The sequence below is a fragment of the Paraburkholderia sp. MM5496-R1 genome (genome assembly GCF_050436205.1).
Classification (GTDB): domain Bacteria; phylum Pseudomonadota; class Gammaproteobacteria; order Burkholderiales; family Burkholderiaceae; genus Paraburkholderia; species Paraburkholderia tuberum.
In genome coordinates this window covers 1202307-1217285 of sequence record NZ_JBNDLT010000002.1, presented here as the reverse complement: position 1 = coordinate 1217285, position 14979 = coordinate 1202307, and the positions used below count along the sequence as shown (strand labels likewise).

Below are 14979 nucleotides of genomic sequence, written 5' to 3'. Positions count from 1 at the left end.
GATGGAGACACGCGTGTTCCTATACGGCTTTGGTCCCGTGCTGCTCGCCGGCACGCTCCAGACGATCGAGCTGTCCGTTCTGTCGCTGGCGGCCGCTGTGTTGCTCGGCCTCGCGGGCGCGGCGGCGAAACTCTCGTTCAACCGGCCCTTGCGGGTCGTCGCGACCGGCTACACGACGCTGATCCGCTCGGTGCCCGACCTCGTGCTGATGCTGCTGCTGTTCTACAGCATCCAGATCTGGCTCAATGATCTGACCGACATGTTCAGCATCGAGCAGATCGACATCGATCCGTTCGTGGCCGGCGTGCTGACGCTCGGTTTCATCTACGGCGCGTATTTCACCGAGACGTTTCGCGGCGCCTTTCTCGCGGTGCCGCGCGGCCAGCTCGAAGCGGGCAGCGCGTACGGCATGAGCGGCGTGCGCGTGTTCACGCGCATCCTGTTCCCGCAGATGATGCGCTTCGCGCTGCCCGGCATCGGCAACAACTGGCAGGTGCTCGTGAAGGCCACCGCGCTCGTGTCGATCATCGGTCTCGCCGACGTCGTCAAGGCCGCGCAGGACGCGGGCAAGAGTACCTTCAACATGTTCTTCTTCATCCTCGTCGCCGCGCTGATCTATCTGGCGATCACCACCGTATCGAACCTCGTGCTGATCTGGCTGAACCGCCGCTATTCGATCGGCGTGCGACACGCGGAGCTCTGAGCGTCATGATCGACATCCTCAATCAATTCTGGAAGGCGTATCTGTTCTGGGACGGGCAACGCCTGTCGGGTCTCGCGGTCACGCTGTGGCTGCTGGTCGCGTCGATCGCGATCGGCTTCGTGTGCGCCGTGCCGCTCGCGGTCGCGCGCGTGTCGAAGAAGCGCTGGCTGTCGACGCCGGTACGTCTGTACACCTACGTATTTCGCGGCACGCCGCTCTACGTCCAGCTGCTGTTGATCTACACCGGCGTGTACAGTCTCGCGTTCGTGCGTTCGCACAGTCTGCTCGACGCGTTCTTTCGCAGCGGCTTTCACTGTGCGATCCTCGCGTTCGCCTTGAACACCTGCGCGTACACGACCGAGATTTTCGCGGGCGCGATCCGCTCGACCTCGCACGGCGAAGTCGAGGCGGCGCGTGCCTACGGCATGAGCGCGTTCACGATGTACTGGCGCATTGTGATACCGTCCGCGCTGCGCCGCGCGTTGCCGTTGTACAGTAACGAAGTGATCCTGATGCTGCATGCGACGACGGTCGCGTTCACGGCCACGGTGCCCGACATCCTGAAGGTCGCGCGCGACGCGAACTCGGCGACCTACCAGTCGTTCAACGCGTTCGGGCTCGCGGCGCTGATTTATCTCGTGGTGTCGTTCGCGCTCGTCGCGCTGTTCCGGCGCGCCGAGCGTCGCTGGCTCGCGCATCTCGCGGTGCGCACGCACTGAGCGCGCGTTGACGACATAGCATCGGGCGCCTCGAGCTTCGGCAGGGCGGCGTCCGCACCAGACCGATCCGTATTCTCACTGGGAGAGCATCTTGCTCCATACCACTCAAACCGAAGCTTGCAAGCTCGCCGTACAGGACATCCACAAGAGCTACGGCGACAACGAAGTGCTCAAGGGCGTGTCGCTCAACGCGAACAAGGGCGACGTGATCAGCATCATCGGCGCGAGCGGCTCGGGCAAGAGCACTTTCCTGCGTTGCATCAATTTTCTCGAGCGGCCGAACGCCGGGCAGATCATCGTCGACGGCGAAGCGGTCAAGACGAAGACCGATCGCGCCGGCAATCTCGAAGTCGCCGATCACAAGCAGCTTCAGCGCATCCGCACGAAGCTCGCGATGGTGTTCCAGCACTTCAACCTGTGGGCGCACATGAACGTGCTCGAGAACGTGATCGAAGCGCCGATTCATGTGCTCGGTCTGAAGCGCAAGGAGGCCGAGGACCGGGCGCGCGAGTATCTGGAGAAGGTCGGGCTCGCGCCGCGTCTCGAGAAGCAGTATCCGTCGCATCTGTCGGGCGGCCAGCAGCAGCGTGTCGCGATCGCGCGCGCGCTCGCGATGGACCCGGACGTGATGCTGTTCGACGAACCGACCTCCGCGCTCGACCCCGAACTGGTCGGCGAAGTGCTGAAGGTGATGCAGAAGCTCGCCGAGGAAGGCCGCACGATGATCGTCGTCACGCACGAAATGGGCTTCGCGCGCAATGTGTCGAACCATGTGATGTTCCTGCACCAGGGCCGCACCGAGGAGGAGGGCAATCCCGCCGAGGTGCTGAGCGCGCCGCGCAGCGAGCGCCTGAAGCAGTTCCTGTCCGGCAGCCTCAAGTAACGCGCGGCTCGTTCGTTTTCACTGACAAGCAATGGCCCGCACGTCCAGCCCGGCTCGCACGACGCAGGTCGCGATCGTCGCACTGCCGCCCGTGTCGATGTCGGGCGTCGGGCCGATCGTCGACGCGCTCAGTCTCGCCAATGAAATCGACGGCCGTGCGCTGTATCGCGTGCAGGTGTGTTCGTGGGACGGCCGCGCGGTGCCGCTCGCGGGCGGCGCGCAATGGCCGGCCGATGCCGCGTTCGGCGACGCGATCGCGTGTGACTGGCTGATCATCGTCAGCGAGCGGTTCCAGCAGTTCGCCGACTACCGGCTGTTTCTCGCGAGCCTCGCGCGCGTCGGTCAGCGCACGCCGCTCGTCACCGGTATCCACCACGGCGTGTGGTGGCTCGCGATGGCGGGGCAGCTGTCCGGCTATCGCGTCAGCGTGAACTGGGAAACCTATCAGCAGTTCTCTGAACAGTTCGAACGCTCGATCGTCACGCAGCAGATCTTCGAAATCGATCGCGATCGCGCGACCTGCGCGGGCGGCCAGGCGACCGTCGACTTCATGCTCGCGATGATCGGCCGCGAGCACGGGCCCGAACTCGCGGAGCGCATCGCCGATACGCTCGGCGTAGGCGTGCTGCGCGCGGGCGAGGAGCGTCAGCGCATTCCGTTCGTGACCGCGCCGGGCGAGCGCCACCCGCGCCTGAACGACGCGCTGCTGCTGATGGAAGCCAATATCGAGGACCCGCTGACCACCGATGAAATCGCCGGCTTCGTCGGCGTCTCGCGGCGGCAGCTCGAGCGCCTGTTTCGCCAGTATCTCGGCTCGATGCCGTCCAAATACTATCTGGGGCTGCGGCTGTCGAAGGCGCGCACGCAATTGCAGCGCACCAGCAAATCCGTCGTGCAGATCAGCCTCGCATGCGGGTTTGCGTCGGCGGCGCACTTTTCGAATGCGTATCGGGAGCGCTTCGGCGTCACCCCGCGCGAGGATCGCCGCAACTGGATCGACCGCCAGAGCGGCGCGCACGGCGGCGCGAGCGAGCCGCGGCCGGCCGCGCTGATCGAGCGGCCCGAGCTTGATTGATGCAAGCCATCTGAAAGCGAAACCGCGGCAAGTTCAGCGCAAAGCTCGACAGCCGCGACGCGCGGAACCTCATAGAAAGCGTCGCGTATGCGCAAGACGTGCCGCGCGCGGTTTCCTACACTAGCTGTATTACCTGTCACCCGTAAAAGGAATTGCCATGAACGACCTGACTGTGACACGCGAGACCTTCGACGAAGTCATGGTGCCGGTGTTTGCCCCCGCCGCCTTCGTACCGGATCGCGGTCTCGGCTCGCGCGTGTGGGACACGCAAGGCCGCGACTATATCGACTTCGCCGGCGGCATCGCCGTCACCGCGCTCGGTCATGCGCATCCCGAGCTGCTGAAGGTATTGCATGAGCAGGGCGGCAAGCTGTGGCACATCGGCAATGGCTACACGAACGAGCCGGTGCTGCGCCTCGCGAAGCGCCTCGAAAGCCTCACGTTCGCCGACCGCGCGTTCTTCGCGAATTCGGGCGCCGAGGCGAACGAGGCCGCGCTGAAGCTCGCGCGCCGGGTCGCGTTCGACCGTCACGGCGCGCAGAAAGATGAAATCATTTCGTTCGCCCAGTCGTTCCACGGCCGCACGCTGTTCACCGTCAGCGTCGGTGGCCAGCCGAAGTACTCGGAAGGCTTCGGCCCGGTGCCGGCCGGCATCACGCATCTGCCGTACAACGACATCGAAGCGGCGAAGAAGGCGATCGGCGCGCAGACCTGCGCGGTGATCGTCGAGCCGATCCAGGGCGAGGGCGGCGTGATCCCGGCCGATCCGGCGTTCCTGAAGGCGCTGCGCGAAGCGTGCGACCAGCACAACGCGCTGCTGATTTTCGATGAAGTGCAAACCGGCGTGGGCCGCAGCGGCTTCTTCTACGCGTACCAGGACACCGGCGTGACGCCGGACATCCTGACCACCGCGAAGGCGCTCGGCAACGGCTTCCCGATCGGCGCGATGCTGACCACCAAAGAGCTCGCCGCGCACTTCAAGGTCGGCGTGCACGGCACGACTTACGGCGGCAATCCGCTCGGCTCGGCGATCGCGGAAAAAGTGGTCGAACTCGTCAGCGACCCGAAGCTGCTCGAAGGCGTACGCTCGCGCAGCGAAGTGCTCAAGGGTCATCTCGCGAAACTGAACGAGCGCTTCGGGCTATTTACCGAAGTGCGTGGCAAGGGTCTCCTGATCGGCGCCGAACTGAACGACACGTTCCGGGGCCGCGCGAAGGACTTCGTCACCGCGGCTGGCCAGCACGGCGTGATCATGCTGATGGCGGGTCCGGACGTGCTGCGCTTCGTGCCGTCGCTGATCATGCCGCTCGACGACATGGCCGCAGGTTTCGCGCGCCTCGAGACGGCCTTCGGCGAACTCGTCGGCGCGAACGCGCAGGCGGCGTCGCATTGATGTTCAGGCAGTCCCGCACGCCCACGCTGATGCAGCGGATCATGCGTCACATTCAACAGGAACGATGATGCTCTTCGTACGTCCAGGCCGCCTTGCCGATCTCGATGCGCTCGAGCATATGGCGCGCACCGCGCAGCCGGTGCTGCATTCCCTGCCGCACGACCGGCGCGCGCTCGAAGCGCGGGTCGCGTTGTCGGAAGACTCGTTTCGCGCGGAGGTCGATTTTCCGGGCGAGGAGTTTTATCTGTTCGTGCTCGAAGACTCGGAGACCGGCAAGCTGATGGGCACCGCGAGCATCGTCGCGGCGGCCGGTTACGCGGACCCCTTCTACGTGTTTCGCAACGACGCGCTGATTCATGCGTCGCGCGAACTGCACGTGAATCGCAAGATTCACGCGCTGACGATGTCGCACGAGCTGACCGGCAAGAGCCGGCTCGCGGGCTACTACATCGACCCGTCGCTGCGCGGCGACGCGGCCGCGCAACTGATGTCGCGCGCGCGGATGATGTACATCGCCGCGAATCGCAAGCGCTTCACGCCCGAGGTGTTCTCGCTGCTGCTCGGCGTGACCGACGAAAACGGTGTATCGCCGTTCTGGGAAGCGGTGGGGCGCAAGTTTTTTGGCCGCAATTTCGCCGACATCGAAGTCGAATCGGGCGGCCGTAGCCGCACCTTCATCGCCGAAGTGATGCCGACCTATCCCGTGTATGTCCCGCTGTTGCCCGAGGCGGCCCAGCGCGTGCTCGGCGAGCCGGACGCGAACGCGCTGCTCGCCTACGAGATTCACCTCGAGGAAGGCTTCGAGACGGATCGCTACGTCGACATCTTCGACGCGGGTCCGGTACTGACCGCGCTGTTGGATCGCAGTGTCAGCGTGAAGTACAACGAAACGCGCGTCGTGCGCGAGGCCCCCGCGACGCACGGCGCAACGTACCTGATCGCGCACAACGGCGCCGCCGGCGAGTTCCGTTGCGTGCTCGGCGATCTCGCGCCCGGCAAGGAGTCGGGCGCCGGGTTGTCACAGGCGGCGCGCGCCGCGCTCGGCGTACGGGAAGGCGATGCGGTGCGCTGCGTGCCGCTGCATCAGCCGCAGGATGAACCATCGGGAGAAGCGCAATGATCGTCGTTCGCGTAGTACAACGAGGCGATGTGGATGCGCTGATGCGGCTCGCGCAGGAAACCGGACCGGGCCTGACCACCTTCAAACCGGATCGCGATGCGCTCGCGGCGCGTGTCGAGCGTGCGCGGCGCACGATGGAAGATCAGGCCGCGCCGCACGAGGCCGGTTATTTCTTCGTGATGGAAGACACCGCGACCGGCGACGTGGCCGGCGTCTGCGGTATCGAAACGGCGGTGGGTCTGCAGCAGCCGTTCTACAACTATCGCGTGAGCACGGTCGTGCACGCGAGCCAGGATCTCGGCATCTGGACGCGCATGCACGCGCTGAACATCTCGCACGACCTCACCGGTTATGCGGAAGTGTGCTCGCTGTTCCTGAGCCCGCGTTATCGCACGAGCGGCGTCGGCGGCTTGCTGTCGCGCTCGCGCTTCATGTTTCTCGCGCAGTTTCGCGAGCGTTTTCCGCAGCGTCTGTGCGCGGAGTTGCGCGGCCATTTCGACGAGCAGGGCACGTCGCCGTTCTGGCGCGCGGTCGGCTCGCATTTTTACCAGATCGATTTCAACGCGGCCGACTATCTGAGCTCGCACGGCCGCAAGGCGTTTCTCGCCGAGCTGATGCCGCGCTATCCGGTGTACGTCGAACTGTTGCCGGAAGAGGCGCAGCGCTGCGTCGGCCTCACGCATAACGACACGATTCCCGCGCGCCGCATGCTCGAAGCCGAAGGGCTGCGCTATGAGAATCACGTCGATATTTTCGACGCGGGTCCGGTGCTCGAATGCCATATCGCCGATTTGCGCACGGTGCGCGAAAGCGTGCTGGTGGCGGCTGAAATTGGCGAGGCAGCGGAGCAAGCCGCGCAGGACGGGCCGAAGTCGATGGTATCGAATACATCGCTCGGCGATTTTCGCGTTGGCGTCGTGGCGGACGTGCCGCGCAACGGTGTGTGCCGCCTGAGCGCGGCCGAGGCCGACGCGCTTCGCGTGCAGGCAGGCGATCCGCTGCGGGTGCTGCCGTTGAAACACAAACAAGGACGATCATGAGCGAGCTTTTCATCGACGGCGAATGGGCCGCCGGCACAGGACCCGTATTCGCATCGCGCAATCCCGGCACGGGCGCGGTGGTGTGGCAAGGCAACAGCGCGTCGGCGGACGAGGTCGATCGCGCGGTACGTAGCGCGCGCCGCGCGTTCGCCGCGTGGTCGGCGCTGACGCTCGACGAGCGCTGCGCGGTGGTGCGCCGCTTCGCCGCGCTCGTGACAGAGCGCAAGGAAGCGCTCGCCGAAGCGATCGGCCGCGAGACCGGCAAGCCGCTGTGGGAAGCGCGCACCGAAGCGGGCTCGATGGCCGCGAAGGTCGAGATCTCGATTCAGTCCTACAACGAACGCACCGGCGAAAAGCGCTCGGCGATGGCCGACGGCACCGCGGTGCTGCGGCATCGTCCGCATGGCGTGGTGGCGGTGTTCGGGCCGTACAACTTCCCGGGCCATCTGCCGAACGGGCATATCGTGCCCGCGCTGATCGCCGGTAATGCGGTCGTGTTCAAGCCGTCCGAACTCGCGCCCGGCGTCGCGGCGCTGACCGTGCAGATCTGGCGCGACGCGGGGCTGCCTGCCGGCGTGCTGAATCTCGTACAGGGTGAGAAGGACACCGGCATCGCGCTCGCGAATCACCGGCAGATCGACGGACTATTCTTCACCGGTAGTTCGGATACCGGAACATTGCTGCACAAACAGTTCGGCGGACGGCCGGAGATCGTGCTCGCGCTCGAAATGGGCGGCAACAATCCGCTCGTGATCGGCCCGGTCGCGGACCTCGACGCCGCCGTGCACCACACGATTCAATCGGCGTTTCTGTCGGCGGGGCAGCGCTGCACGTGCGCGCGCCGCATCTTCGTGCCCGACGATGCGTTCGGCGAGCGTTTCCTCGCGCGCCTGACGGAAGTGACCGCGCGCATCGGCGTCGGTGAATACAACGCCAAGCCGCAGCCGTTCATGGGCGCCGTGGTGTCGGCGCGCGCGGCCTCGCGTTTGATCGGCGCGCAGGAGCGTCTGCTCGCGAGCGGCGCGAAGGCTCAGCTGAAAATGGAGCAGCGCGATCCGCAACTCGGCTTCGTCACGCCCGCGATCCTCGACGTGACCGACGTAAAGGACCTGCCCGACGAGGAGCACTTCGGTCCGCTCGCGCAGATCATCCGCTACCGCAATTTCGACGACGCGCTCGAACGGGCGAACGATACGGAGTTCGGTCTCTCGGCGGGCCTGCTCGCCGACGACGAAGCGCTGTGGACGCATTTCCAGCGCACGATTCGCGCGGGTATCGTCAACTGGAACCGGCCGACCAATGGCGCTTCTTCAGGAGCGCCGTTCGGCGGGCCGGGCCGCTCCGGCAATCATCGGCCGAGCGCGTACTATGCGGCCGACTACTGCGCATACCCAATGGCCTCGGTCGAGAGCGCGCAACTGACCATGCCCGCGAGCGTCTCGCCGGGCCTTCAATTCTAAGGATCGACGATGCTGCAAGCCACTGAAGCCAATTTCGACGGCCTGGTCGGCCCGACTCACAACTACGCGGGCTTGTCGTTCGGCAACGTCGCGTCGCAGAACAACGAGAAGTCGGTCGCGAATCCGAAGGCCGCCGCGCGCCAGGGTCTGCGCAAGATGAAGCAGCTGGCGGACCTCGGCTTTCATCAGGGCGTGCTGCCGCCGCAGGAGCGTCCGTCGATGCGTCTGTTGCGCGAGCTCGGTTTTTCCGGCGACGATGCTTCGGTGATCGCGCGCGTCGCGAACAACGCGCCCGAACTGCTCGCGGCGGCGAGTTCGGCCTCGGCGATGTGGACCGCAAACGCGGCGACGGTGAGCCCGTCCGCGGATACGCACGACGGCCGCGTGCATTTCACGCCGGCCAATCTGTGCAGCAAGCTGCATCGCGCGATCGAACATGAGTCGACACGCCGCACGCTGCGCGCGATGTTCAGCGACACCGACCGCTTCGTCGTGCACGAGGCGCTGCCCGGCACGCCCGCGCTCGGCGACGAGGGCGCGGCGAATCACACGCGCTTTTGCGAGCAATACAATGCGCGCGGTGTCGAATTCTTCGTGTATGGCCGCAGCGAGTATCGTCGCGGGCCGGAACCGAAGCGCTATCCGGCGCGCCAGACGTTCGAGGCGAGCCGCGCGGTCGCGCATCGTCATGGCTTGCAGGAAGCGGCGACCGTGTACGCGCAGCAGAACCCTGAAGTGATCGACGCGGGTGTGTTCCATAACGACGTGATCGCGGTCGGCAATCGCAACACGCTGTTCTGCCATCAGCTCGCGTTCGTCGAGCAGCAGGCGGTGTACGACGAGCTGCGCGCGAAGCTCGCGAGCCTGCACGCAGGGTTCAACGTAATCGAAGTGCCCGACGCTCAGGTCAGCGTCGCCGATGCGGTGACGTCGTATCTGTTCAACAGCCAACTGCTGACTCGGCCCGATGGCAAACAGGTGCTGGTCGTGCCGCAGGAATGCCGCGAAAATCCGCGGGTGGCCGCGTATCTGGATGAGCTGACTGCGCACAGCGGTCCGATCGACGAAGTGCTCGTGTTCGATCTGCGCGAGAGCATGAAGAACGGTGGCGGGCCCGCATGTCTGCGTCTGCGCGTCGTACTCGACGACACCGAACGCGCCGCGGTCGCGCCGGGTGTGTGGCTCGACGACACGCTGTTCGGCCGTCTCGATGCGTGGATCGAAACGCACTACCGCGATCGTCTCGCACCCGCCGATCTCACCGATCCGAAGCTGCTGGTCGAGTCGCGCTCCGCGCTCGATGAGCTGACGCAAATCCTCGCTCTGGGCTCGCTGTATGACTTCCAGCGCTGAGCACCCGATGGCGGCCCCGAGCGCGATGCTCGACGATTTTCTCGCGTGGACGCTCGCGGGGTCCCGGCCTGCCGCGCAGCAAGCGCAAGGCACGTGTGCGAACGGCGTGCGCTGGACGTGGCAGGGCGACGGTATCCTCGTCATCGAGCCCGCGGAGCAGCACGCGGACATCCGTAGCGTGCTCGTGTCGGCCGGCGTGCATGGCGACGAAACCGCGCCGATCGAACTGCTGTCGCGCATCGTCGCCGATATCGCGCAGGGCCGCGCCGTGCTTGCATGCCGGTTGCTGGTGATTCTCGGCAACATCGAGGCGATGCGCGACGGCGGCCGCTATCGCGACGACGATCTGAACCGGCTGTTCAGCGGCCGTCATCTGCAACTGCCGCACAGTCATGAGGCGCCGCGCGCGGCCGCGCTCGAACAGGCCGCGACGCGCTTTTTCGCCGACGCGTCCGCCGCGCCCGGCGCGCGCTGGCATATCGACATGCATACGGCGATCCGCGCGTCGGTGTTCGAGCGCTTCGCGCTGTTGCCGCATACCGGCAAGCCGTTTTCGCGCGCGATGTTCGAATGGCTCGGCGACGCGCGTATCAGCGCGGTGCTGCTGCACACGACGAAGGGCAACACCTATACGCACTTCACCGCGCAAGCGTGCGGCGCTGCTGCGTGCACGCTCGAACTCGGCAAGGTGCGGCCGTTCGGCGAGAACGACCTGACACGCTTCGAGGGCGCGGATCTCGCGGTGCGCGCGCTGCTGGCCGGCACGCGAGCGGGTTCGCGAGCCAACACGCAAGCCGACGCGCAAGCCGCTCTGCCGCGTGTGTTCACCGTCGTCGATCAACTGACCAAGCAAAGCGACGCATTCGAACTGCTGCTCGCGCCGGACGTACCGAACTTCACGCCGCTCATAAAGGGCAGCTTGCTGGCGCGCGACGGCGACTATCAATACACGGTGCAGCGCGACGAAGAGCGCATCGTGTTTCCGAACCCGACGGTCAAGCCCGGCCTGCGCGCCGGTCTGCTCGTCGTCGACACCACCGCCGATACGCTGCCCAGGCTTGTCTAGACAGGGTCCATGTACAATCGCGGGCTTCGCGGCTGTCGCATCTACGGGTCACGCCGGCCGCGCGAGTCCGAAGCGCGGCGCGCGTAATCCGCCTGTGCGCGCCGAATCGGCTCCGTTTCAGTCCACACCGTAAAGGAACATCCGTAATGAAGAAGTATTGGCCCAACCTGGCCGCGCTCGCGCTGGTCGCGACGGCGGTGTTGACGGCAGGCACCGCGTCGGCGGCTGAGATCAAGGAAGTGCGCTTCGGCGTCGAGGCGTCGTATGCGCCGTTCGAATCGAAGTCGCCCGCTGGCGAGTTGCAGGGCTTCGACATCGACGTCGGCAATGCCGTGTGCGCGAAGCTGAAGGCCAAATGCGTGTGGGTCGAGAACTCGTTCGACGGCCTGATCCCGGCGCTCGAAGCGCGCAAGTTCAGCGCGATCAACTCGGATATGACGATCACCGACCAGCGTCGCCAGGCGATCGACTTCACCGATCCGATCTACACGATCCCGAACCAGATGATCGCGAAGAAGGGCAGCGCTCTGCAGCCGACGCCCGCATCGCTGAAGGGCAAGCACGTCGGCGTGCTGCAGGGCACGATCCAGGAAACCTATGCGAAGGCGCGCTGGGCGCCGGCCGGGGTCGACGTCGTGCCCTATCAGACGCAGGACCAGATCTACGCGGACCTCGCGTCGGGCCGTCTCGATGCGTCGTTCCAGGACGCCGAAGCGGCATCGAAGGGCTTTCTGAAGAAGCCGCAGGGCGCGGGCTTCGAGTTCGCCGGTCCGGCCGTCAGCGACGACAAGCTGCTCGGCGCGGGTGTCGGCTACGGCGTGCGCAAGAACGACAAGGTACTGAAGGATGCGCTGAACGGCGCGTTGAAGGAGCTGAAGGCGGATGGCACCATCGACCGCCTCGCCGCCAAATACTTCGACGTTAAAGTCGTGCTGAAGTAACGATGCATCGAAGTGTGCAAAACGGCCGCGCGTTGCGGCCGTTTTGCTTTCTGCACGCGTGTCGCAAACGTTCAGCAAATATTTCGAGATATTGCCTCGTAAGCCTGTTCGTGCCCAATGACGCTGCGATAAAATTGCGACGCACACTGCCGCGCGCGACGGAGCTTGCAACGTCACAGAAACGCGCCAACGTGCAGCGAAAAACAGAACATAGCGGCCAGGCGCCAGCGGCGCCGAGCGGGGGACTGGAATGACCACCATCGCAATCGAGACTCTGAGCCACAGCGGCACGACCGACGACGCGTCGCTCACCGCCAGCTACGCAAGGCAGCCCATTCTGAATCGGGACGGCATGCTGTGCGGCTATGAGATCAAGGTGCGTGCGCCCGAGCTGCCGCTCGCCGACGCGGACCTCACCGCCCCGCAAGCCAATACCGATCTCCCTCCCGAAACCGACGCGTTGCCGGGCCGCGCGCCCACGCCGGTGCAACGCGTCGCGCGCGCGATCGCGCGCGGGCTCGTGCAAGGCGACGTGCGCGGCGCGCTGACCGGCCATCCGGCCTACGTCGACGTGAGCCGCGAGCTGCTGCTCGACGACGCGATCCTGAGACTGCCCGCCGAGCGCTTCATGCTCGAGCTGCCTTCATCGCTCGAAGTCGACGACGCGTTGATCGCGCGTGTCGTGTATCTGCATGGCCGCCGCTACCGCTTCGCGCTCGACGACGTCACGCAGCCCAACGAGACTTTCGCGAAGCTGCTGCCGTACGCCGAAGTCGTCAAGATCGACGTCACGCGCACACCGCGCGCGCTGCTGCCGAAGCTCGCGAGCGTGCTGAAGTCGGCTGGCAAGCTGCTGCTCGCATCAGGTGTCGATGCGCAGGCCGACTTCGAAACGTTGCACGAGCTCGGCTTCGACCGCTTCCAGGGTTATTACTTCGCGCGCGCGCAAAGCTCGGCGACGCGCCGCGTCAGCGCGCCGCGCCACGCGCTGCTCAATCTGCTGCAACTGCTCGCGGGCGACCCGACGGTCGCGCAGCTCGAAGCCGAGCTGAAGCTGAACCCGGTGCTCGTCATGCATCTGATGAAGCTCGCGAATTCGAGCGGCCTCGCGGTCGGTCACAAGGTGACGACGCTGCGCGACGCGATCAACGCGACCGGCACCGACCGCATCGCGCGCTGGACGCAGCTGCTGCTCTACGCAGACGGCCGCAAGGTCGCGCTGGAGGACGATCCGCTGCTGCAACTCGCGGCCGCGCGCGCGCGCTTCATGGAACTCGCGATCGAGCGCATGCCCGAGGCGGGCCGCGACGAAGCCGATGCGGCCTTCCTGACCGGTGTGTTTTCGTTCGTCGATGCGGTGTTCGGCGGCTCGCTCGAAAATACGTTGAACATCCTTACGCTGTCGCGACCGATCCAGGCCGCAATCCTGCATCGCGAGGGCAGGCTGGGTCTGCTGTTGAGCGCGGTCGAAGCGCTCGAAGGCGGCGCATGGGAGCGCGTCGCCACGCTATGCGAGCGTCTTGCTCCATTGACCGTGGAAGAGGTGGCGCAGATGGGTCTCGCGGCCGGCGCATGGGCCGGCGTCGCGGATCGCAGCGCGGAAGGGCTCGAGCGGATCGAGGATTGAGTGGGGTAAAAGCCCCACACGGTGCCCGGATAAAATCGTTTGCGGGCAAACACGGAAAGGATCGAAGTGAAGCGGCGTGATCAACGATCACGCCAGGTCTTCACATCGTCTCCATTTCCCGCATCTGCCCCTGGCCGAAAAAACGTCCTAACTCCCGTGCCAGTTCGTTGAGCACGCTCATCTCCTTCTGCGAGATGCGGCGCGCCTCCTGCGTATGCGACCAGTCGCCGTAGAGCAGCGCGACCGTCTGATCGGTTTCGTCGACGATCGGCAGCAGCACGAACGCGCGCGCGTCGTCGAACGAGCGCCGGAACCACTCGGGCAGCCGCGCGACCATCTTCGGATCGCGCGCATTCTCGATGAAGATGCCCACCGAGTTCGCGATCGCGAGATGAAATACGTCGGGTTCGAACGCGGTGCTGAACGAGAGCCGCGGCAGCGCCGCGTCGATCTTCGGCCCGAAGCCGAGACGCGCCTTGAACGTGCCGCTGCTGTGCTTGACGTACACCACGGTGCGCGAGAAGCCGAGCGCCGCGAGCACGGTCTCGGCGGCCATCGCGAGCGTCGGTGCGAGCGGGCTGCCCTCGGGCAGGCCGCGCAGATCCTTCACCCCGATCTCGATGCGCGCCTCGGGTGTGAGCGCCTCGCGCGCGATCGCATCGGCATTCGCGCGCAACTCGACGATCTCGCGCATCACGCTGTCGCCGCCATCCTCACGCGATAGCGCGACGCTCATCTGCAGCAGCACCTCGGGGTCGGTGTTCAGCGCGCCGCTGTACTCGTGCGCAAGCTCGCCGATGCGTGCCTCGCGCTCCCCCTCGGGCATGTTCTGCTGGGTGAGCACGTCGGCGACCGCGGTCGAGTAATTGGTGATCGCGCGCAGCCACTGCACCTGGCGCGGTTGCGTCACATCCTCCGGATCGAACTCGCCCATGCCCGAGCGGATCGTGTCAGGCAGGCGCCAGCGCACCGCGGCTTCGGCGCCGATTTCATCGAACGTCACGCCGAGCACGAGCACGCACGCATCGGTTTCGAGTGCGCCGCCGTCGATATGGCGGCGAATCTGGTCCCATTCGGCGTCGAGATAGAACACGACCAGCAGCTTGCCGATCTGCCGCATCAGCGTGCAGACCACCGCTTCCTCGCCGGCGCGCAGGTCGCCGCGCTCGGTCAGCTTGCGCGCGACGCAGCCCGACAGCAGCGTGCGGTTCAGTTCGAGTTTCGCGTCGATGCGGCGCGGCGCGCTTTGATGAAAGTGATCGACGATCTTCAGACCGACGACCAGATGGCCGACCGCATCCATGCCGAGCACCATCAGCGCGCGCGACACGGTCGTGATGTTGCCGCCGAACGCGATGTACATCGCCGAGTTCGCGAGGCGCAGCACCTTCTGGGTGAGCGCGAAGTCCGACAGCACCACTTGCACGAGGCCGGTGAAGTCGAGGTCGTCGTTGGTCACTGCCGCCATGGTGGTGCGCAGCGATTGCGACAGCATAGGGAAATCGCCGCGCTCGCTCATTCGCGTCCAGAGCCGGTCGAGCACTGCCGCCTTTACCATGTGAGTCCCGCAAAAGCCATACGTGTTCCAGTGAATGCCAT

13 protein-coding genes are annotated in these 14979 nt (G+C 65.7%); 12 read left to right on the top strand and 1 reads right to left on the bottom strand.

Annotated features, from left to right (window positions below; genetic code table 11):
• The first annotated feature begins 13 nt into the window (after positions 1 to 13).
• The 12 genes from OKW38_RS12465 to OKW38_RS12410 all read left to right on the top strand — a co-directional run bounded on the left by OKW38_RS12465 (position 14) and on the right by OKW38_RS12410 (position 13380).
• Entirely contained in the window at positions 14 to 703 is a 690-nt protein-coding gene (locus OKW38_RS12465; protein WP_429363729.1) for an ABC transporter permease, read from the top strand.
• Between the two features lie 5 nt (positions 704 to 708).
• A complete protein-coding gene (locus tag OKW38_RS12460; RefSeq protein WP_184062056.1) occupies positions 709 to 1422 on the top strand; it encodes an ABC transporter permease in 714 nt (237 codons plus the stop codon).
• A gap of 91 nt (positions 1423 to 1513) precedes the next feature.
• Positions 1514 to 2305, top strand: coding sequence for an ABC transporter ATP-binding protein (locus OKW38_RS12455; RefSeq protein ID WP_090803998.1), 792 nt, complete (start codon positions 1514 to 1516; stop codon positions 2303 to 2305).
• A 31-nt stretch (positions 2306 to 2336) separates the two neighbouring features.
• Positions 2337 to 3380, top strand: coding sequence for a GlxA family transcriptional regulator (locus OKW38_RS12450; RefSeq protein WP_429361722.1), 1044 nt, complete (start codon positions 2337 to 2339; stop codon positions 3378 to 3380).
• 157 nt (positions 3381 to 3537) lie between these two features.
• Positions 3538 to 4773 (top strand): aspartate aminotransferase family protein, encoded by a 1236-nt coding sequence (locus tag OKW38_RS12445; RefSeq protein WP_429336191.1) that lies wholly within the window; start codon positions 3538 to 3540, stop codon positions 4771 to 4773.
• Positions 4774 to 4840: 67 nt separating this feature from the next.
• On the top strand, positions 4841 to 5893 hold the full coding sequence (gene aruF, locus OKW38_RS12440) for an arginine/ornithine succinyltransferase subunit alpha (RefSeq protein WP_429361720.1): 1053 nt from the start codon (positions 4841 to 4843) through the stop codon (positions 5891 to 5893).
• Positions 5890 to 6933 (top strand): arginine N-succinyltransferase, encoded by a 1044-nt coding sequence (gene astA, locus OKW38_RS12435; RefSeq protein ID WP_429361718.1) that lies wholly within the window; start codon positions 5890 to 5892, stop codon positions 6931 to 6933. The genes aruF and astA overlap by 4 nt, the downstream gene beginning before the upstream one ends.
• On the top strand, positions 6930 to 8393 hold the full coding sequence (astD, locus tag OKW38_RS12430; protein WP_429361716.1) for a succinylglutamate-semialdehyde dehydrogenase: 1464 nt from the start codon (positions 6930 to 6932) through the stop codon (positions 8391 to 8393). The genes astA and astD overlap by 4 nt, the downstream gene beginning before the upstream one ends.
• Positions 8394 to 8405: 12 nt before the next feature.
• On the top strand, positions 8406 to 9746 hold the full coding sequence (gene astB / locus OKW38_RS12425) for an N-succinylarginine dihydrolase (protein WP_429363727.1): 1341 nt from the start codon (positions 8406 to 8408) through the stop codon (positions 9744 to 9746).
• The gene (astE, locus tag OKW38_RS12420; RefSeq protein ID WP_429361714.1) at positions 9730 to 10812 is read left to right on the top strand and encodes a succinylglutamate desuccinylase; all 1083 of its coding nucleotides are present in this window, start codon (positions 9730 to 9732) and stop codon (positions 10810 to 10812) included. The genes astB and astE overlap by 17 nt, the downstream gene beginning before the upstream one ends.
• Positions 10813 to 10958: 146 nt before the next feature.
• Positions 10959 to 11753, top strand: a complete 795-nt coding sequence (locus OKW38_RS12415) for an ABC transporter substrate-binding protein (protein ID WP_429361712.1) — start codon at positions 10959 to 10961, stop codon at positions 11751 to 11753.
• A 250-nt stretch (positions 11754 to 12003) separates the two neighbouring features.
• The gene (locus OKW38_RS12410) at positions 12004 to 13380 is read left to right on the top strand and encodes an EAL and HDOD domain-containing protein (RefSeq protein WP_429361710.1); all 1377 of its coding nucleotides are present in this window, start codon (positions 12004 to 12006) and stop codon (positions 13378 to 13380) included.
• A gap of 100 nt (positions 13381 to 13480) precedes the next feature.
• Here the strand turns inward: OKW38_RS12410 and OKW38_RS12405 are convergent, their stop codons facing one another.
• Positions 13481 to 14938 (bottom strand): HDOD domain-containing protein, encoded by a 1458-nt coding sequence (locus OKW38_RS12405; protein WP_090804012.1) that lies wholly within the window; start codon positions 14936 to 14938, stop codon positions 13481 to 13483.
• Positions 14939 to 14979 lie beyond the last annotated feature (41 nt).